A 19,541-nucleotide genomic window follows, 5' to 3' on the forward strand; every position below is an offset into this window, starting at 1 on the left:
CGTCATCAGCGCCGCAGGTACGCGCTGAGCCCGTCCGCGAGCGCGGTCGCCTCACGCTGACGGAACGCCGGGTCCGAGAGCAGCCGGGCATCCGTGGCATTGCGCATGTTGCCCGACTCGATCATCACGCTCGGGACGCTCGACAGGTTGAGCGTGCCGAGGTCCGTACGCCGGGTGATGCCGGAGCCGCCGCCCAGGTATCCGGCGTTCGGCATGCCCGTGCCCCGCGCGAACGCACCGTGCACGGCGGTCGCCAGCTGCTTCGAGGCGTCCTGAGCCTTCGCGCCCCCGACCATGCGTCCGGACCAGATGACGTGGAAGCCGCGTGCGCTCGCCGATGCGTTGCCGTCGGCGTGGACCGAGATCATCGCGTCGGCCTTGGCCGCCGTCCCCGCCCGACCGCGCACGTCGACGCACGGCCCGACACCGTCGTCCGAGCTGCGTGTGAGCACGACCTTCGCGCCCCGCGCCCGCAGCAGCGACGCCAGCCGGGTCGACACGTCCCACACCTGCGCGTGCTCCGCATAACCGGCGTTCGTCTCAGTTCCGGTGGTGTTGCACGCTTTTCGTACGCCGAAGCCCGCGTCGACCTGTCGGTTCACCTCGCGTGGGTTGCTCGCGTTGCCGCCGTTGTGGCCGGGGTCGATGACGACGACCCGCCCCGCGAGGGGTGCCGCGGGCGCAGAGGAGGCGGCCGTCGTACGACTCGGCTCGGCCGTGCTCGTCGACGTCGGTGACCCGCCCGACGAGGCCGTGCCCGACGACCCGCTCGCTCCCCCGCTGCATCCGGCGAGACCGACGGCGACACCGGCGACGAGCAGCGCACCGGCCGTGCGTCGACGGGCCGAGCGGTCGGGCAAGAGCACGGAAGCCATGGGCGGCCACGGTACGCAGGCGCGGACCTCGGGGCCACCCGACGGCGTCCGCAGGACCGGCTGGTGTGGGAGACGGCACGCCGCGCCGGTTCGGCTGTCAGCGGCGTGGCCGGTAGACTCCGCCCCGGAGTTGCCGTTCCGTCTTGCCTCGGCCTCCAGTGACGTGGTCCCCCATTTCATGAGCCGCCACCTGCGACCCGCGGGTTGAGCGCGCTGGCGAGACACGCCGCACCATTCGGAGTTCTTTTCGTGCCCAGCACTTTCGCGCGCCTCGGCGTGCCTGCAGTCCTGTCCGACGCCCTCACCCAGCAGGGCATCACCGAGCCCACGCCCATCCAGGCCGCCACGCTGCCCGACTCGCTCGCCGGCCGCGACGTCCTCGGACGCGGTCGCACCGGTTCGGGCAAGACCTACGCGTTCCTGCTGCCGGTCGTCGCCCGCCTGGTCGCGTCGGGGCGCCCCGCCCAGTCGACGCGACCGCGCTCGGTGATCCTCGCCCCCACCCGTGAGCTCGCCGTTCAGATCGCCGACTCACTCGCGCCCCTCGCGGCTGCCACTGGCCTCAGCACGCTCACCGTGTTCGGCGGCGTCGGCCAGAACCCGCAGGTCAAGGGGCTGCGTGCCGGCGTCGACGTGCTCATCGCCTGCCCCGGCCGCCTGCTCGACCTGATGGGCCAGGGCGCGTGCCGCCTCGACCAGGCCGAGGTCTCCGTGCTCGACGAGGCCGACCACATGGCCGACCTCGGCTTCCTCCCCGGCGTGAAGCGCATCCTCGACGCGACGCCGCGTGACTCGCAGCGCCTGCTGTTCTCGGCGACGCTCGACGCCGGAGTCGACGTCATCGTCAAGCGCTACCTCACGAATCCCGTGACGCACGAGACGGATTCGGCCCAGTCGCCGGTCTCGACGATGGACCACCACGTGTTCCACGTGACCGCTGACCACCGCCTGCCGGTGCTCAAGGACCTCACCGCCGCGCCCGGTCGTACGGTCGTGTTCACCCGCACCAAGTACGGCGCCAAGAAGCTCGCCAAGCAGCTCAACGCCCAGGGCGTGCCCTCGGTCGAGCTGCACGGCAACCTCGGCCAGGGAGCGCGTCAGCGCAACCTCGAGGCGTTCCACTCGGGCAAGGCGACGACGCTGGTCGCCACCGACATCGCCGCGCGTGGCATCCACGTCGACGACGTCGCGCTCGTCGTGCACGCCGACCCGCCCGTCGAGCACAAGGCCTACCTGCACCGCGCCGGCCGTACGGCCCGGGCGGGCAACGCCGGCACCGTCGTCACGATGATGCTCGACGAGCAGGTGCGCGACGTGAAGGCGCTGACCCGCGCAGCCGGCATCAAGCCGCGTACGACGCGCGTCGACCCGAGCCACCCGCTGCTGCTCGAGATCGCTCCCGGTGAGCGCTCGTTCGTCGAGGGCGGTCTCGTGCTCGAGGTGCCCGGCCAGAACGGTCGAGGCGGCCAGGGCGGTGGCGGCGGTCGTGGCCGTGGTGGTCAGGGGCGCAGCCAGGGACAGCGCTCGCGAGGCGGTCGGTCCGGCGGCGGCCAGGGCCAGGAGTCCCAGGAGGCGCGTGGCTCGCGTGGCGGTCGTGGACGCGGTCGCGGTGCGGCCGCCGGCGGTTCTGCTCAGGGCGGCGGTCGGCGTACGAGCGGTCAGTCGGGCCGTTCCGGCGGCCAGTCTGGGCGCTCCGGCGGTCAGACCCGCAGCAGCGGCGGCAGCGTGGTGGCGTTCTCCTCCAGCACGTCGGCGGGACGCCGCGGCCGCTGAACGCCGCGCGCACCCTGTGAGGAAGCGTGAGCACCACCGCACACTTCCTCACAGCGAGCCCAAGCCCGCCTGCTCCACCCTGTGAGGAAGCGTGAGCACCACCGCACACTTCCTCACAGGGTGGTCAAGCCCTCCGCCCAGCACGAAGGCCGGTGACCCGACAGGGTCACCGGCCTTCGTCGTACGAGCGGGTCAGGCGTGCTTCTGCACAGCCGCGCCGATGCGGGGCAGGGCGGCCTTCACGTTGTCGTGGGCCTTGCCGCGCAGGCTGCCGTAGGCCTTGCGGAGCACGTCGCGGTCGGTCGACTCGGCGCGCTTGTCGGTCACCGAGAGCAGCGCGTCGGCGGCCTCGTCGCCGCGACCGGCGAGGTAGGCGCCGAAGTCACCGTTGCCACCGAAGTCGGCCCAGAACGGCTCGAGCGCGGACGCGAACTCGGGCAGCATGCGGTTGGTCGCGCTGGAGGCGATGGTGGGGCTGACCTTCTTGGCGGTGGCGTACGCCGCCTTGACGGCCGTGCCCGACAGGCCCTTCTTGTCGCTGACCTCGGCGTCGATGGTGGCGGCGAGATCGGCGACGACGGCCGGGCGGACCTGCTCCTGGAGCAGGGTTGCTGCAAGGGTCACGAGGGTGTGCCTTTCGGGGTGGTTTCGCATGGGGACGACCTACCGTAGTCCGAACCATCACGGCGACATGCCGGGGGCGCCCGAACTGTTTCGTACGAACGCTGCTCACCTGCGCGACACCGGCCTGGACTACGGTTGGCCGCGGCAAGAGCGCGACGAGCGAGCACCCCTCAGGAGGACGCGTGGACCTGCAGCACAAGGTCGTCTGGGTCGTCGGCGCCTCCAGCGGCATCGGTGCGGCCCTCGCTCGTGAGGCGCAGGCGCGCGGCGCCAAGGTCGCCATCACCGCCCGCCGAGAGGCCGAGCTGGCCGAGGTGTCCGGTGGCGCCATGCTCGTGCTGCCGGCCGACGTCACCGACGCCGCCGCCATGGTCGACTGCGCCTCCACGATCGAGCACACGCTCGGCCCGATCGACGTCGTGGTCATCGGTGCCGGCGCCTGGAACACCATGGACATCCTGTCCTGGGACACCGACGCGTTCGCCGAGACCGTGCAGGTCAACCTCGTCGGCACCAGCAACGCGATCGGCGCCGTACTCCCGAGCATGCTGCGCCGGCGTACAGGTGTCATCGCCGGCATCACCTCGCCCGCCGGTTACCGCGGGTTCCCGACGGTCGAGGCCTACGGCGCCACCAAGGCCGGCATGCTCAACCTGCTCGAGGGTCTGCGCGCTCAGGGCAACCAGCACGGCATCCACGTCACGACGATCGCCCCGACGGCCGTACGCACGCGGCTGTCGTCCGCGTCGCGGCTGCGGCTGCCGTTCAGCATCGACCCCGACGTGGCCGGTCGCGCGATCTGCGACGGCCTCGAGCGCGAGCGCGTCGAGATCGCCTTCCCTCACCGAATGGCGTTGCCACTCAAGCTCATTCGCATGACGCCCGTACGCGTGTGGCCGGCACTCGCCGACCGGCTCACGCGCGACCGCTGACCGGTCAGGCGACCAGCCACCACCCGAGCGCGGCGGCGAGCACACCGCCGACGAGAGACACACCCACGTTGGTGAGCGCGAGCTCGAGCCGGCCCGACTCTCCGAGCCGCCAGGTCTCGAAGCTGAACGTGCTGAACGTCGTGAGCGCACCGCAGAACCCCGTGCCGACCAGCGCGTACGCCGAGCCGTCCAGCCCGGCAGCGGCCGCGCCGAGCACGAACGACCCGAGCAGGTTGACGGTGAGCGTCCCGAACGGCATTCCCCCGTCGACGCGGGCCTTCACCCACGCGTCGATCAGGTAGCGAGCCGGCGCACCCACACAGCCGCCCACGAACACCGCGAGCCAGCCGAGCGCGCTCACTCCTCGCCCCACAGCCGCATCAGGCCGACGCCGACGCCGACCGACACGAGGCACAGCACCACGCCGCCGATGAGCTCGGCGAGCGCCAGCACCGGGTGGTCGGCGAGCAGCCCGCGCGCGTGGACGGCGTACGTCGAGAAGGTCGTGAACCCTCCGAGCACACCCACGCCGACGAACGGCCGCAGCAACGGGTGGCCGTGCCTGTGCTCGACGACCAGCACCATCAGCGCCCCGAGCAGCATGCTGCCGACGACATTGGTGACCAGCGTGGCGACGTCGAGCCCGTCGGACGGGTGCGGCAGCAGCTCGGCGACCCCGGCCCGGGCGAGGGCTCCGAGCCCGCCGCCGAGCGCGATCGCGGCCAGGACGGAGGGGGTCGACGGCGAGGGCACAGCGGGTTCGTCGGGGTCGACCGGGAGCGGGGTTGAGGACATCGTCGGTCAACGTACTCCCCACGGCCACGTACGATGGTGGGCATGACGCCTTCCACTGAAGACGCCGCTGACAGCTGCAGTACCCAGCCGGGTGACGCCCGGCTCCCCGCAGGACGCGGCCGATGAACATCACGATCGGCCTGGTCAGCATCCTGGCGCTGACCCTCGCAACGGCCTACTTCGTTGCCCAGGAGTTCGCCTACGTCGCGGTCGACCGCTCGCGCCTGTCGCAGCTCGCCGACGACGGCGACGCCGCCGCAGCACGCGCGCTGAAGGTCACCAGCCGCCTGTCGTTCGCTCTCTCGGGCGCCCAGCTCGGCATCACGGTGACCGCCCTGCTCGTCGGCTACGTGTCCGAGCCCTACCTCGGCAAGGGCCTGGCCGACCTGCTGACCGACACGACCGGGCTGAACGAAGCGCTCTCGTTGTCGATCTCGGTCCTGATCGCGCTCGTGCTAAGCACCGTCATCCAGATGGTCGTCGGCGAGCTCGCGCCCAAGAACTACGCGATCGCCCGCCCCGTGGCCCTGGCGCGCTGGCTCTCGCGCAGCACCTTGATCTACCTCACGGTCGCCGGCCCGATCATCCGACTGTTCGACGGGGCGAGCACCAAGCTGCTGCGCTCGGTCGGCATCGAGCCGGTCGAGGAGCTCCCGCACGGTGCGACCCCAGAGGACCTGCACCACATCATCGACGAGTCGCAGGCGGGTGGTCTGCTCGACGACGACCTGTCGCACCTGCTCGACCGCGGGCTCACCTTCCGCCACCTCACGGCGGCCGAGGTCATGACGCCCCGGGTCGACGCGGTCACGGTCGACGCCGACGGCACGCTCGACGACGTGGTCGAGGCGCTCTCCTCGGGCCACTCCCGCTACCCCGTCGTGGGCGAGTCGATCGACGACGTCGTCGGCATCGTCGGCACCCCGGAGATCCTGTCGGTGCCCGCCGACCGGCGCGGGTCCGTCCGGGTCCGCGAGGTCATGATCGAGCCCGTACGCGTGCCCAGCAGCCTCGCGCTCCCCGGCGTCCTCACCGCACTGCGGCAGGCCCACCAGCAGCTCGCGGTCGTCGTCGACGAGTACGGCGGTCTCGACGGCATCATCAGCCTCGAGGACGTCGCCGAGGAGGTCGTCGGTGACATCGAGGACGAGGGCGACGTGACCACACAGGCCGGCGACCCGGCGTACGACGACGGCTCGCTGCCTGCGCGCCTGCGCCTGGACGAGGTCGAGGACCTCACCGGCATCAGCCTGCCCGAGGACGACGACTACGACACGCTCGGCGGTCTGGTCCTGGCCCGCCTCGGCCGGGTCGCTGCGGTCGGCGACGAGGTCGAGGTCGAGTGGACCGGCCGTGAGGGCGATGAGCCCGTACGCCGCACCGCCCGCATCGTCGTACGCACCGTCCAACGCCATGTGCCCGAGCGCGTCGGGGTGAGTGACCTCGGTCCGGTCACGTCCGAGACCGACGCCGACAGCACGCCCGACCACGAGGAGGCCTCCCGATGAGCATCGGTGTTGCTCTGGGCGTCTCGGTCGTCCTGCTCGTCCTGAACGCGTTCTTCGTCGCGGCCGAGTTCGCTCTGATCTCCAGCAAGCGCCACCGCCTCGAGGAGGAGGCCGCCCGTGGCAGCCGGGCCGCACGCGCAGCCGTCGCCGGCTCGCGCGAGCTCACGCTCATGCTCGCGGGGGCTCAGCTCGGCATCACGCTGTGCACGCTGGGTCTCGGCGCCCTGGCCAAGCCGGCCGTCAAGGAGCTGCTCGCCCCCGTCCTGAAGGCCACCGGGCTGCCCGAGGGGGTGGCGAGCGCGGTGTCCCTGCTGCTCGCCGTCGGGCTCGTGGTGTTCTTGCACATGGTGGTCGGCGAGATGGCCCCGAAGTCCTGGGCGATCTCGCACCCGGAGCGGTCCGCGATCCTGCTGGCCCTGCCGTTCAGGGCGTTCGCGCGCGGATCACGCTGGGCGCTGCAGGCACTCAACGGCATCGCCAACGCCATCGTCAGGCTGCTGAAGGTCGACCCGGTCGACACCGTCGCCGACGCCCACGGCCCGCACGAGCTGCAGCTGCTGCTCGCTCAGTCGCACGAGCACGGCGCCCTGCCCGACTCCGAGCACACGATGCTCTCGGGCGCGCTGCGTCTGGAGCACACGACGCTCGCCGACGTGATCCGCCCGTGGTCCGACGTCGTGACCGTGGGGGCCGACGGCACCGCCGAGCGGGGCTGTGAGATCAGCCGCGCCACCGGGCGCTCCCGACTGGTCGTGGTCGACAGCGACGTGCCGACCGGTCTGGTGCACGTCCGCGATCTCATCACCGCCCCCGCGGACACCTCGGTCCGGTCCGTGCTGAGGCCGCTCGAGCAGCTGTCGGCCGATCTGCCGCTGATCGACGCCCTGCAGACGATGCGGGCACGACGAGCGCACCTGGCGCTGGTCGTCGACGCCGACGGGCCGCGCGGTGCGATCGCGCTGGAGGACCTGATCGAAGAGGTGCTGGGCCGCTTCGACGACGAGACGGACCGCCGGCAGCCCGCCTGACCTGCTCGCACCCTGTGAGGAAGTGAGAGCACCACCTCACGCTTCCTCACAGGGTGGCTGACCCCGCGGTCGCGCTCGACATGAGGAAGCGAGAGCACCACCTCACGCTTCCTCACAGGGTGCGGATCGCGGCCGCGGCGAACAGCCCCGAAGACAGCAAGGCCCGCACCGTCCGGTGCGGGCCTTGCTGGTGGTGTGCTCGGTGGTCAGCGCACGCGACGGTAGCTGTCGCCACTCCAGTTCTTGTGGATCTTGACCTCGCCACCAGGCTTCGGCGAGTCGATCACCATGCCGTTGCCGACGTAGATCGCGACGTGACCGGCCGGGTAGCCCGAGAACACGAGATCGCCCGGCTGCGGGTTGCTGACGCGGTAGCCCTGCTGCTGCTGGGTACGAGCCGTGCGGTTGAGCTCGATGCCGACCTGGCGGAACACGTAGCTCGTGAAGCCGGAGCAGTCGAAGCCGTCGGGCGTGGTGCCGCCGTACACGTAGTCGGTGCCGATGTAACGCTTGGCGATCTCCACGATGCGGTCGCCGATGGCGCTGTTGCTGCTCGAGGTCGACGAGTCGTCGTTGCTGGAGGTCGACGAGTCGGAGGAGCTGCTCTCGGTGGAGCGGTGCGGCGTGACCTTGGTGGCGACGGAGCGCGACGCACGCTTGACCACCGGGGCGGCCGTCGTACGGCTGACCTCGACGGGCTTCTTCTTGACGAGGTCACGGGCCTCGACCACGTCGGGCAGGCGGACCTGACCGACGGACAGGACACCGGCGGAGCTGGAGGCGGCAGGCAGCGTGAGGGCTGCAGGCGCCGCGGCGACGTGGCCGGCCTCGTTCGGGGTGGTCAGGGTGGCGACACCGGATGCACCGGCGGGAGCCGCGACACCGGCGACCAGACCGCCGGAGACGGCGACGACGGCGGAGACGCGCACCGCGGTGGCGGACGTGTTGCTGGGCGCGCGGTGGCGCCCACGGGGACGGGTCTGCTCGATCACAGAATGAACCTCTCCTACGCCTACGAGGTGAGCTGTCGGGTTCGGGTGGGAGATCACCCGGCCACCGAACGTGCATCCCCGACGAGCACGTGCGCTGGCTTCACCCCAGGACGTCTCGCGACGCCCGTTGATGGTTCCCCCGCTCCTGCCTGCGGCACTGTCACACCCGCGCCGACTGACAGGACTCGGCGGTGCCAGCACGGGAGCCCTCTTTTGTGAGGGCCGGGAAGAAACGTACACGCCCGCGAAGGGGCTCGTGGGCCCGGGTCGGAAAAAAGGTGGAGCTCTCTCGTCCACACCGGAAAACGCCCGGAATCCCGGGCGTTCAGGTGGGCGCATCGACATGACAGGACATGACACCCACGACCGAAACACTGATCGGTACGACGTTCCGGCCGGAACGTCGTACCGATCAGTAGGAACGAGCCTGTGAACGGCCTACGGGACCGCGACGAACACGTGCGAGGCGACGTCCGCGGGCAGCGACACCCCGTCCTCGATGCTGCGCCCGGCCGGCACCGCGATAACCCGGCCGCCCTCGCTGCGGACCGCGACGCGCACCCCCGGCTGGACACCCGCCGCGGTCAGCACCATCAGCGCGTCGTGATCGGCCTGTGCGGGCTCACCGATGCGGCGTACGAGCACCTCACGCGGCTCGTCGACCGCCACCTCGCTCAACGCGGCGACCCCGTCACGGAACTGCTCGATCTCGATGTCCTCGCCGAGCTCGGCCAGCCCAGGGATCGGGTTGCCGTAGGGCGAGAGCTGGTGCTCCTTGAGCAGGTCGAGGATCTTGCGCTCGACACGCTCGCTCATGACGTGCTCCCAGCGGCAGGCCTCGTCGTGGACGTACTCGAGCTCGAGGCCGATGACGTCGACCAGCAGGCGCTCGGCGAGACGGTGCTTACGCATGACCCGCGTCGCCAGGGTGCGGCCGTGGTCGGTCAGCTCGATGTGGCGGTCGCCGGCGAGCGTCAGCAGACCGTCACGCTCCATCCGCGCCACGGTCTGGGAGACGGTCGGGCCGGAGTGACCGAGCCTCTCGGCGATGCGGGCGCGCAGCGGTGGGATGCCTTCTTCCTCCAGGTCGAAGATCGTCCGGAGGTACATCTCGGTGGTGTCGATCAGGTCGCTCACCCGCTAAGGGTGCCATTCGGCGCCGACATCCGACAGCCGACGTCCGCGCACTCGGCTCCTGCCCAGGGTGCTGGGACATAATGGCGCGCGGCCAGCCCGACGCCTCAGGAGTTCACACCCCATGTCTGATGAGAACGAGCCCACGACCGAGCAGGTCGGTTCGGCCCGCGACGACGCCCGCGCCAAGCTCGCGACGATGCAGAAGAAGCAGTCGCGTCAGCAGCGCCGGGGCGGTCTGGTCATCGGCGTGGTGATCGCGGCCCTCGTCCTGGCCCTCGCCGGCGGTGGCGCCTGGCTGATCAAGCGCGACAAGGACCAGCAGAGCGCCGGCGGCGACATCGGCCAGATCAAGACGTACAACAACCTCGGCCGCGAGCACGTCACGACCAAGGTGAAGTACCCGCAGAACCCGCCGGTCGGCGGCAACCACAACGCCGCGTGGGCCAACTGCGGCGTCTACGACAAGGTCGTCCCCAACGAGCACGCGGTCCACTCCCTCGAGCACGGCGCCGTCTGGATCACGTACAAGCCGGGCGCGCTGTCCACGGCCGACCTCAACCGGCTCAAGGGCAAGGCCCGCTCCCAGGACTACATCCTGATGTCCCAGGACAAGACGCAGTCCACGCCCATCGTCATGACGGCCTGGGGCAAGCAGATGCACCTCAACAGCGCCAAGGACCCCAAGATCGACTCCTTCCTCAAGGACTTCGTGCAGGGCCCGCAGACGCAGGAGCCCGGCGCTTCCTGCAGCGGCGCGTACGACCCCAACACCGGCCAGACCGGCGGGGGCATGTGATCGGGTGAGCGAGCACGACGCCCACCCCGAGGAGCCCGCCTCGGCGCCACTCACCATGCGCGAGGTACGCCGGCCGCTCCTCCTCAGCGCCGGCGCCCTGGTGATCGCCCTGGTCGCCGGCCTCGGCGGCTGGCTGCTCGCGCGACCGTCGTACCCGGCCGACGACAGCGCCGACGCCGGGTTCGCCCGCGACATGGGCGCCCACCACGCGCAGGCCGTCGAGATGTCCTGGATCGTGCGGGGAGCGGGCCCGCGGTCCGACGTCTCGACCCTCGCGTACGACATCGCCACCAGCCAGGAGAACCAGCGCGGCCAGATGCGCGGCTGGCTCGTCACCTGGGGGCTCTCCCAGGCCCGGACGGGCGAGCCCATGGACTGGATGAAGAAGTCCGGCCACAACCACACCGGGCTGGCCCCCGGCACCATGGTGATGCCCGACGGACGCATGCCGGGCATGGCCACGGACGCCCAGATGGCCCGGCTGCGCACCCTGCAGGGCCAGGCGGCCGAGGTGCTCTACCTGCAGCTGATGATCATCCACCACCGCGCCGGGGTGACGATGGCTCAGGCGTGCGTCGAGACCTGCCAGGACCCCGACGTGGTCAACCTGGCCAAGACCATGGTCAACGGACAGCGCAGCGAGATCACTCTCATGACGGACTACCTGAAGAAACGAGGGGCCCAACCACTCCCCGACCCCACCCGCTAGGAGTATGGTCTGCGGGAATCCTTCGGCGATGTCAGCCGTTGGACCAGACGAGCGTCGCGGCGACCTCCCCCCTGTGCCGCGGCGCCGGGCCCCTCCCCAGGGGCCATCGGACACCCTCGGGTGTCCCGGCCGGTTGGCGCGTTCCCCCCTGTCCGCGCCAACCGGCCCTCTTATGTCCTCTGGGCGTATCTCCTCCTCCGATCGGCGTCGCAGGCTCCGTCGAGTCGGCATCGTCGGTACGCCGGGCGTCCACCTGCGTACGCCGCACCTCTCCCCGCCGCCCACCACTCCCTCGTAGGCAACTGCGCCTCACGAGTCTGACCGGCGTACAAGTGCGTCATCTGCTGGAGAAGCAGTTACCTCGCAGGTGACGCAGTCCCTTGCGAGTCGTACGCCGTCATCGGGGCTCTCGTTCGCGGATCGCGAAATGCCGTTGCCGCCCTGTCGAACGCGACATAGCGTTCTGGGTACACGAGAGAGGAGGTGGTCCAGAGGTGAATTCTTCTAGGACGCGTGAGGTGACTGCGCGCTAGCGCAGCTCGTCTGTCGGACACCTCCGGTGCGCCGACGTCGGACGTGGTGGCAATACAACGCAGTCACCGCAGCCCGTGGGAGCGCGACTCGTCCATCGCGCGCCCGTCTCGAAGGAGGCGGGAGCCCACGGGCTGTTGCGTACCCGGACGACGACACAAAACGACCCGCCCTTTGCGAGACGACCCGCTCATCGGCGGGTCGTGTCGCAAGAGGCGGGTCGTCTCGTGGAGGTGGGTCGCTCAGGGCTGGCGACGCTCGATCGTCCAGGTGCCCTCGGTGTCGAGACCGCCTTCACCGGCGCGCACGTAGACCAGCCGGTCGTGCAGCCTGTTGCGCCGACCACCCCAGAGCTCGACCTCGTGGCAGTCGATCCGGTAGCCACCCCAGAACGGCGGCACCGGCACGTCGTCGGTACGCCCGTGGTCGGGCCAGCGCGCGGCGTACGTCTCGTACGTCGCCTCCAGCTCCTCGCGCGTCTTGACGGGGCGGGACTGCAATGACGTCCAGGCGCTGATGCGCGAGCCCCACGGGCGCGACGTGAAGTAGCCGGTCACGACGTCCTCGGGCAGCGGCACGGCATGGCCCACGAACCGGATCGCGCGGTACATCGACTGCCAGGTCAGGGACGCTGCGACAGCCGGATTGCGTTGCAGGTCAAGGCCTTTGCGCGACTCAAGGTTGGTGTAGAAGCCCGGTCCGTCGGTGTCGAGGTAGCGCATCAGCACCGTCCGGACGTGCGGCTGGCCGGTCTCGTCGATCGTCGCGACCGACAGCGCCTCGGGCTCGGGCACGTCACCGCGGTCGGCCTCCCTCTGACGGGCGTCAGCCAGCCAGCCGGTCAGCGCGGACCACGGCGCAGGAGGCAGGGCCGCCTCGTCGATGCCGTCTCCGTCATAGTCCTGGCGCGCGCTGAGGTCGGTCATGACACCGAGCCTGCCACCCACAGCGGCGCGTCCGGCCAATGGCTCCCGATCCACCGGCGTTCGCAAGAACTCCGCCTCGGACCGGGGCCGCCGTCACCGACCCGGACGGGCAGCTCGTGCAGGTCCACGCGGCCTGACGTCGGCCATCAGGTAGGACGCCCCGACCGGTCGGCGTACGGCGCTGGCACACTGCGGCGGGTGAGCGAGATCGTGCTGCCCCAGGAGCTGCTGCCCAGCGACGGCCGGTTCGGGTCCGGACCCTCCAAGGTGCGGCCCGAGCAGATGGCGCTGCTGTCGTCGCTGGGTCCGACCGTCATGGGCACGTCACACCGGCAGGCGCCGGTGAAGTCGCTCGTGCGCGACGTCCGCACCGGCCTGGCCGACCTGCTGCGCCTCCCGGACGGCTACGAGATCGTGCTCGGCCTCGGGGGCGCGTCGGCGTTCTGGGACATCGCGATGTTCGGCCTGATCCGCGACAAGGCTCAGCACCTGGTGTTCGGCGAGTTCTCGTCGAAGTTCGCGACGGCCACGCAGCAGGCGCCCTTCCTCGCCGAGCCCAGCGTCATCGAGGCGGCGCCCGGCACGGTGGCCGCGCCGCGCGCCGAGGCCGGCGTCGACGTCTACGCGTGGCCGCACAACGAGACCTCCACCGGCGCGATGGCGCCCGTACGCCGCGTGGCCGGCGCCGACGACGACGCGCTGGTGGTCATCGACGCCACCTCGGCCGCCGGCGGCCTTCCCGTCGACATCGCCGAGACCGACGTCTACTTCTTCGCGCCCCAGAAGAACTTCGCCTCCGACGGCGGCCTGTGGCTCGCGGCGTTCTCTCCGGCTGCCCTCGAACGCGCGGCCACGGTCGCCGAATCCCGTTGGGTACCAGCGTTCTTCAGCCTCCCGACCGCCATCGACAACTCGCGCAAGGACCAGACCCTCAACACGCCCGCGCTTGCGACGATCGCCCTCATGGCCGACCAGCTGCGGTGGATGAACGACCAGGGCGGCCTCGACTGGGCCGTGTCACGTACGACCGACAGCAGCTCGCGACTGTACGCGTGGGCCGAGCAGTCGTCGTACGCCACACCGTTCGTCACCGAGCCGGGCGGCCGCTCTCTGGTGGTCGGCACGATCGACTTCGACGAGTCTGTCGACGCCGCGCGGATCGCGAGTGTGCTGCGGGCGCACGGCGTGGTCGACACCGAGCCCTACCGCAAGCTCGGCCGCAACCAGCTGCGCATCGGCATGTACCCCGCGGTCGAGCCGGACGACGTCACCGCGCTCACCCGCTGCATCGACCACATCGTCGAACGCCTCTGACCCACCTCGGCGGTCATGCACCCACAAACCGATTGCCGGCGGCACGGCCGGGCGCCAGAGTGAGCGGGTGCTGGAGACTCTCGAGGCGTACTACGACGCCGCTCCCCGACCGCTCGCCACGACCGAGGAGGTCGGCCCCTTCACGCTCTTCCTGCGCGCTGAGGAGGGTGGGTTCCCCTACTACGCCCGTCCGCGCCTCGCCGGCGACGCGACGTTCGCGCCCGCCGACGTCGAGCAGGTGCTCGACCGGCAGCGTGAGCTCGGCGTACCTCGGGCGATCGAGTGGGTCCACGAGACGACGCCGTCACTGCTGCCGGCCGCGCGTACGACGAACGCGCTGACCATCGAGGAGTGCCCGCTGCTCGTCCTCCAGGATCACGAGAAGGCATCAGCACCAACAGGTTTCACCGTTGAACGACTCTCGGCTGACGGCCCGCGCATCGGCGACGTCCAGGCCGCGCTGCACGCGTCGTTCGGCCACACCGACGAGGTCGGCCCGAGCGACCCGGGCAACCGCGCCAGCATGATCGACCGCGGCCTGCTGACCCTCGTCGGCGCGTTCGACGCCGACGGCCGAGCGGTCGGCGGGGGCTCGCACGGGCCGCGCGGCAGGACGACCGAGCTCACCGGCATCGCCGTCATCCCCCGCGCGCGCAAACACGGCGTGGGACAGGCCATCACGTCGACGCTCGTCGCCGACGCCCTCGGTGCCGGCATCGAGACCGTCTTCCTGGCTGCAGCCTCGATGGATGCGGCGAGCGTGTACGAGCGGGTGGGCTTCCGGCGTACGGCCACCGCCTGCATCGCCGAGGCCCGGTGATCACGCCGGAACGCCGCAGTGCCCGCCCGAGCGCATCTCGCGGCTGATTCACTGTGGAGGTGAACGAGAAGAACACCAACCTCACCCACGCCGAGTGCCAGCAGCGGGCAGCCGTGGTCGACGTCGAGACCTACCTCGTCGAGCTCGACCTGCGCACCGCTCCCGACGCCGGCGCCCGCACGTTCCGGTCGCGCAGCACGATCACGTTCACCGCGACGGGTGAGAGCACCTGGGTCGACCTCATCGCCGACCGCGTCACCACAGCCACCCTCAACGGCGAGCCGCTCGACACGACGTCGTACGACGGCGCCCGCCTCCCGGTCACTCACCTCGCCGGGCACAACGTGCTGGTGGTGGAGGCCGACTGCGTCTACAGCCGCAGCGGTGAGGGCCTGCACCGGTTCACCGACCCGGTCGACGACCGCACCTACCTCTACACCCACTTCGAGCCGACCGACGCCCGTCGCCTCTACGGCAACTTCGAGCAGCCCGACCTGAAGGGGCGCTTCACGTTCGTCGTCACGGCACCGGCCGACTGGGAGATCATCTCCGGCCAGCCCGAGGTGTCCCGCACGACCGAGGGCGAGCTCGCAACGGTGACGTTCGCCGAGACGCCGCCCCTGTCGACGTACATCACCGCGGTCGCCGCCGGTCCCTACCACCGCGCCGACGACACCTGGAGCACCACGCGGGCCGACGGCTCGACCCAGCAGATCGCGCTCGGCGCGCTGTGCCGCCGCTCGATGGCCGAGCACTTCCACGCCGACGAGATCTTCACCGTCACCAAGCAGGGGCTCGACTTCTTCGACCGCGAGTTCGCCTACCCCTACCCGTGGGGCAAGTACGACCAGATCTACGTCCCCGAGTACAACCTCGGCGCCATGGAGAACCCCGGCCTCGTGACGTTCACCGAGACCTACATCCACCGGGGCAGGGCGACCGTCGGGCAGCGCGAGCGCCGCTCCAACACGACCATGCACGAGATGGCGCACATGTGGTTCGGCGACCTGGTCACCATGCGCTGGTGGGACGGGCTGTGGCTCAAGGAGTCGTTCGCCGACCTGATGGGGTACGACGTCAACGCCACCGCGACCGAGTTCAGCGACGCCTGGACCAAGTTCGCGAGCAGCCGCAAGGTGTGGGCGTACAGGCAGGACCAGCTGCCGACCACCCACCCCGTCGTCGCGACCATCGACGACCTGGAGGCCGCGCGGCAGAACTTCGACGGCATCACCTACGCCAAGGGCGCCTCGGTGCTCAAGCAGCTGATGGCCTACGTCGGACGCGATGAGTTCTTCGCGGGCTCGCGCTCGTACTTCGCGCGGCACGCGTTCGGCAACACCGAGCTGGACGACCTGCTGGTGTGCCTGCAGGAGGCGTCCGGTCGAGACCTCAAGGAGTGGTCGCACGTCTGGCTCGAGACGGCCGGCATCAGCGAGCTCACGCCGCACGTCGAGGTCGACGAGCAGGGCGTCATCACCCGCCTGACGATCACGCAGTCGTCGACGGATCCCTCGACAGGAGAAGCAGTTTCGCGTCCGCATCGCCTCGTCGTGGGCCTCTACGCCGAGCGCGACGGACGCCTGGAGCGGGTGAGGTCGGTCGAGCTCGACGTCACGGGTGATGAGACCGAGGTCGCCGATGCCGTCGGTACGCCGGCCGACCTGGTGCTCGTCAACGACGACGACCTCACCTATGCCAAGGTCCGCCTCGACGAGCGCTCGCTGCAGACCGTGAGCCGGCTGCTGACGACGGTCGAGGCTCCCCTGTCGCGGGCACTCCTGTGGTCGTCGCTGTGGAGCTCGGTGCGGGACGCGCTGCTGCCGGCGGCAACCTACCTGCAGGTGGTGGGCGACCAGGTCGGCTCCGAGGGCAACGCCTCCCTGCAGGACATCGTGCTCGGCCAGGCGCAGAGCGCGGTCGTCAACTACCTCCCGAAGGCCGAGCGCCCGGCCGCGAGCGCTGCTCTCGGTGAGGCTCTGGTCGCGAGTCTGCAGGCAGCAGAGGCCGATTCGGACTCCCAGGCAGTGCTCGCTCGCAACCTCGCGCAGATCGCCGGAATCGGCGGGGCGGGTCTCGACACGGTGCGCGGCCTGCTCGACGGCACCGCTGTCCCGGCCGGTCTCGACGTCGACGCCGACCTGCGGTGGGCGTGCTGGCAGGGGTTGGCCGCACAGGACGCCGCGACGCTCGACGAGCTTGACGCCGCTCTGGCTGCGGACGACACGATGACGGGCCGCACGGCGTACCTGCTGGCGCGTGCATCGCGTCCGGGCGCCGATGCCAAGGCCGAGGTCTGGGAGCGCGCGACCACCGACGAGTCGCTGACCAACGACCACCTGCGCTCGCTCGTCGAGGGCTTCGGTCACCCGAGCGGCACCCGTGCGCCGGCGTACTCCGACCGCTACTTCGACTCGCTCGTCGGCTGGTGGAGCGCCCGCTCGATGGTCATGGCCGAGGTCCTCGCCGAGGGCCTCTACCCCGGTGGGGCGCTCGAGCCCGGCCAGGACCCCGAGCAGCACCCGGTCGTACGCCAGGCGCAGGCGTGGCTCGACGACCACGCACAGGCGCCGGCCGCGTTGCGGCGCATCGTGATCGAGGCGCTCGACGACCACCGCCGCGCGCTGCGAGCGCAGGCGGCCGTCACCGCGGGTTGACCCGGGGCCGCCCGCGGTCGAGCAGGCGAAACCCGCCGGTCGGTCGAGCGAACCTGCTGGTCACCCAGCGGGGATGCCGGTGGGGGTCTGCGAGCCGCGTCACCGCTGGTTGAGCCGGGCGAGCGCCCCCCAGCGCGAGGCCGCGTCGAAACCCGGCTCCACCAGCGGAGTCGGCTCAGGAGATGAACGCCGACAGGATCGGGACGCCGATCAGCGCGACCAGGGCGACGATGACGATCCAGCGGCGGAAGCGCGGCGACATCATCGAACCTGCTCCGGAGTCAGCGCCTGAACCCGGTCGCGGGGGCGCAGCACGTTGAGGTGCGGCCCTCGGTCCCACTCGTACCTGAACCTGATGTCGTCGCGTCGCATGAGGTAGATGGTCGCACCCACCACGGTGAGTCCTGTCGCGATGCTCCCGACGAGGATGGTCCAGCGGGCGCCGTACTCGCTGCCGACCCAGCCGATCAGGGGCGCGCCGAGCGGCGTGCCGCCCATGAAGATCGCCATGTAGAGCGCCATCACACGACCACGCATCTCGGGTGCCACGCTCAGCTGCACCATCGAGTTCGCGGTGGGCAGCACGGTCAGCGCGGTCAGCCCGACCGGCACGAGGAACAGCGCGAACAACGGGTACGACGGTGCGAGCGCCGCCGCGGCCGACGCCACGGTGAAGCCCGTGAGCGCGAGCAGCAGGGTCCGCAGGCGCGGTCGCGAACGGCCGGCGGACATCAGCGCCGCTGAGAGCGACCCGACCGCCATGATCGAGCCGAGCAGCCCGAACTCGCCGGCACCCTTGCCGAACACCGTCGTCGCCATCAGCGCGGTGGTGATCTGGAAGTTCATCCCGAACGTGCCGAGCATGAACACGATCGCCATGATCAGCATGATGTCGGGGCGGTGCCGCACGTACGCGAGCCCTGCCCGGATGCCGCCGTGTCCCTTCGACAGCGGCGGCTTCTGCAGCTCGCTGCCGCGCATGACCTTCAGCGCGACCAGCACCGACACGAACGACACGGTGTTGAACACCAGGGTCCAGCCGGTGCCGATCCAGGCGATGAGCAGGCCGGCGAAGCCGGGGCCGATGAGCCGAGCGGCGTTGAACGATGCGCTGTTGAGGCCGACGGCGTTGCTGATGCGGTCCTGCGGCACCATCTCGGACACGAACGCCTGCCGGGTCGGGTTGTCGGCGGCGGTGGCGATGCCCTGCAGGAGTGCGAGCAGGTAGACGTGCCAGAGCTGGACGACGCCCGCGAGCGTGACCGCGGCCAGGATCGCCGAGGTGACGGCGAGCGCGGTCTGGGTGCCGAACAGGATGCGGCGCTTGCGGAACCGGTCGGCGAGGGCGCCGGCCCAGGGGGCGAGCAGCACGACGGGCGCGAACTGCAGCGCGGTGACGATGCCGAGCGCGGTCGAGTCGTGGTCGGTGAGCTCGGTGAGCACGAGCCAGTCCTGGGAGACCCGGCCCATCCACGTACCGATGTTGGAGACGAGCGCGCCGGTGAAGTAGATGCGGTAGTTGTGGATCGACAGTGAGGCGAAGGTGCGACGATCCCGGCCCCGGGGAGCCTGCGAGTCGGGCCGGTGGAGGAGCGCCGGCAGGGATGTCATAGGAGCGGGGCTCATCGGGCGGCCACCCGGCCGAGGATGTCGCGCGCCTGCTCCAGGACGGCGCACTCCTCGTCGGTGAGGTCTCCGAGGCGCGTGAGCATCCACTCGTCGCGCGAGCGCCGGGTCTGCTTGAGGGCAGTGCGGCCCTCGGGGGTGAGGCTGAGGATCGTCTGGCGGCCGTCGTGCGGGTCGTCCGTACGAGCGATGTAGCCCTCGTCGACGAGGCACTTGATCGTGCGCGACATGGACGGTGCGCTGACGCGCTCGTGCTCGGCGAGCTCGCGCGCGGTGGCGTCCGACTTCTCGAGCCGGGCGAGGACGGAGAACTGGTGCGGCGCGATCGTCTCGGTGTTCTCGAAGCGGGAGCGGCGGCTGATCCGCATGCAGACGGATCGCAGCTCTCCGGCCAGGCGGCGACGCGCGGCCGTGGACATCGGTGCTGATCGGGTGGTCGTGGTTCCTCCCAGGACAGTTAGTTGTGTTAACTACACTAACTCATTGCCTTGGCTAACT

18 protein-coding genes and 1 riboswitch are annotated in these 19,541 nt (G+C 70.7%); of the genes, 9 read left to right on the plus strand and 9 right to left on the minus strand.

Features of this window, described 5'->3' with window-relative positions; genetic code table 11:
* Positions 1–5: 5 nt before the first annotated feature.
* Entirely contained in the window at positions 6–875 is an 870-nt protein-coding gene (locus VV01_RS14755; protein WP_071606401.1) for an N-acetylmuramoyl-L-alanine amidase, read from the minus strand.
* A gap of 249 nt (positions 876–1,124) precedes the next feature.
* Here VV01_RS14755 and VV01_RS14760 point away from each other — a divergent pair, with 249 nt between their 5' ends.
* Entirely contained in the window at positions 1,125–2,648 is a 1,524-nt protein-coding gene (locus VV01_RS14760; protein ID WP_050670546.1) for a DEAD/DEAH box helicase, read from the plus strand.
* 192 nt (positions 2,649–2,840) lie between these two features.
* Here VV01_RS14760 and VV01_RS14765 read toward each other — a convergent pair whose 3' ends face one another.
* Positions 2,841–3,272 (minus strand): DUF6918 family protein, encoded by a 432-nt coding sequence (locus VV01_RS14765; RefSeq protein ID WP_050670547.1) that lies wholly within the window; start codon positions 3,270–3,272, stop codon positions 2,841–2,843.
* A gap of 182 nt (positions 3,273–3,454) precedes the next feature.
* On the opposite strand from VV01_RS14765, the gene VV01_RS14770 reads away from it, so the two are divergent.
* Entirely contained in the window at positions 3,455–4,204 is a 750-nt protein-coding gene (locus tag VV01_RS14770) for an SDR family NAD(P)-dependent oxidoreductase (RefSeq protein WP_050670548.1), read from the plus strand.
* A 4-nt stretch (positions 4,205–4,208) separates the two neighbouring features.
* On the opposite strand, the gene crcB is transcribed toward VV01_RS14770, so the two are convergent.
* Together crcB and VV01_RS14780 are read right to left on the minus strand one after the other, a co-directional pair.
* The gene (gene crcB, locus VV01_RS14775) at positions 4,209–4,565 is read right to left on the minus strand and encodes a fluoride efflux transporter CrcB (RefSeq protein ID WP_050670549.1); all 357 of its coding nucleotides are present in this window, start codon (positions 4,563–4,565) and stop codon (positions 4,209–4,211) included.
* Entirely contained in the window at positions 4,562–4,999 is a 438-nt protein-coding gene (locus tag VV01_RS14780) for a fluoride efflux transporter FluC (protein ID WP_082221000.1), read from the minus strand. The genes crcB and VV01_RS14780 overlap by 4 nt, the downstream gene beginning before the upstream one ends.
* A 122-nt stretch (positions 5,000–5,121) precedes the next feature.
* Here VV01_RS14780 and VV01_RS14785 point away from each other — a divergent pair, with 122 nt between their 5' ends.
* Positions 5,122–6,507, plus strand: coding sequence for a hemolysin family protein (locus VV01_RS14785; protein WP_050670550.1), 1,386 nt, complete (start codon positions 5,122–5,124; stop codon positions 6,505–6,507).
* Entirely contained in the window at positions 6,504–7,535 is a 1,032-nt protein-coding gene (locus VV01_RS14790) for a hemolysin family protein (protein WP_050670551.1), read from the plus strand. The genes VV01_RS14785 and VV01_RS14790 overlap by 4 nt, the downstream gene beginning before the upstream one ends.
* 206 nt (positions 7,536–7,741) lie before the next feature.
* On the opposite strand, the gene VV01_RS14795 is transcribed toward VV01_RS14790, so the two are convergent.
* Together VV01_RS14795 and VV01_RS14800 are read right to left on the minus strand one after the other, a co-directional pair.
* A complete protein-coding gene (locus tag VV01_RS14795) occupies positions 7,742–8,527 on the minus strand; it encodes a C40 family peptidase (protein WP_050670552.1) in 786 nt (261 codons plus the stop codon).
* A gap of 2 nt (positions 8,528–8,529) precedes the next feature.
* Positions 8,530–8,694, minus strand: a riboswitch (cyclic di-AMP (ydaO/yuaA leader).
* A gap of 271 nt (positions 8,695–8,965) precedes the next feature.
* Entirely contained in the window at positions 8,966–9,664 is a 699-nt protein-coding gene (locus VV01_RS14800) for a metal-dependent transcriptional regulator (RefSeq protein WP_050670553.1), read from the minus strand.
* 121 nt (positions 9,665–9,785) lie between these two features.
* Here VV01_RS14800 and VV01_RS14805 point away from each other — a divergent pair, with 121 nt between their 5' ends.
* Positions 9,786–10,460 carry a DUF3105 domain-containing protein gene (locus tag VV01_RS14805; protein WP_050670554.1) on the plus strand — a complete coding sequence of 225 codons (675 nt, stop codon included), beginning with the start codon at positions 9,786–9,788 and terminating at the stop codon, positions 10,458–10,460.
* A gap of 4 nt (positions 10,461–10,464) precedes the next feature.
* Positions 10,465–11,169: a DUF305 domain-containing protein gene (locus VV01_RS14810; protein ID WP_231635245.1), complete on the plus strand. Its 705-nt coding sequence runs from the start codon at positions 10,465–10,467 to the stop codon at positions 11,167–11,169.
* 773 nt (positions 11,170–11,942) lie between these two features.
* Here VV01_RS14810 and pdxH read toward each other — a convergent pair.
* On the minus strand, positions 11,943–12,626 hold the full coding sequence (pdxH, locus tag VV01_RS14815; protein WP_050671960.1) for a pyridoxamine 5'-phosphate oxidase: 684 nt from the start codon (positions 12,624–12,626) through the stop codon (positions 11,943–11,945).
* A gap of 189 nt (positions 12,627–12,815) precedes the next feature.
* Here pdxH and serC point away from each other — a divergent pair, with 189 nt between their 5' ends.
* The 3 genes from serC to pepN all read left to right on the plus strand — a co-directional run bounded on the left by serC (position 12,816) and on the right by pepN (position 17,417).
* A complete protein-coding gene (gene serC / locus VV01_RS14820) occupies positions 12,816–13,940 on the plus strand; it encodes a phosphoserine transaminase (protein WP_197275191.1) in 1,125 nt (374 codons plus the stop codon).
* A 67-nt stretch (positions 13,941–14,007) separates the two neighbouring features.
* Entirely contained in the window at positions 14,008–14,760 is a 753-nt protein-coding gene (locus tag VV01_RS14825; RefSeq protein ID WP_050670556.1) for a GNAT family N-acetyltransferase, read from the plus strand.
* A gap of 59 nt (positions 14,761–14,819) precedes the next feature.
* Positions 14,820–17,417, plus strand: a complete 2,598-nt coding sequence (pepN, locus tag VV01_RS14830) for an aminopeptidase N (RefSeq protein ID WP_050671961.1) — start codon at positions 14,820–14,822, stop codon at positions 17,415–17,417.
* 261 nt (positions 17,418–17,678) lie between these two features.
* On the opposite strand, the gene VV01_RS14835 is transcribed toward pepN, so the two are convergent.
* Positions 17,679–19,028: an MFS transporter gene (locus tag VV01_RS14835; RefSeq protein WP_082221002.1), complete on the minus strand. Its 1,350-nt coding sequence runs from the start codon at positions 19,026–19,028 to the stop codon at positions 17,679–17,681.
* Between the two features lie 11 nt (positions 19,029–19,039).
* Positions 19,040–19,462 (minus strand): MarR family winged helix-turn-helix transcriptional regulator, encoded by a 423-nt coding sequence (locus VV01_RS14840; protein ID WP_050670557.1) that lies wholly within the window; start codon positions 19,460–19,462, stop codon positions 19,040–19,042.
* Positions 19,463–19,541: the final 79 nt, after the last annotated feature.

The sequence above is a fragment of the Luteipulveratus halotolerans genome (genome assembly GCF_001247745.1).
Classification (GTDB): domain Bacteria; phylum Actinomycetota; class Actinomycetes; order Actinomycetales; family Dermatophilaceae; genus Luteipulveratus; species Luteipulveratus halotolerans.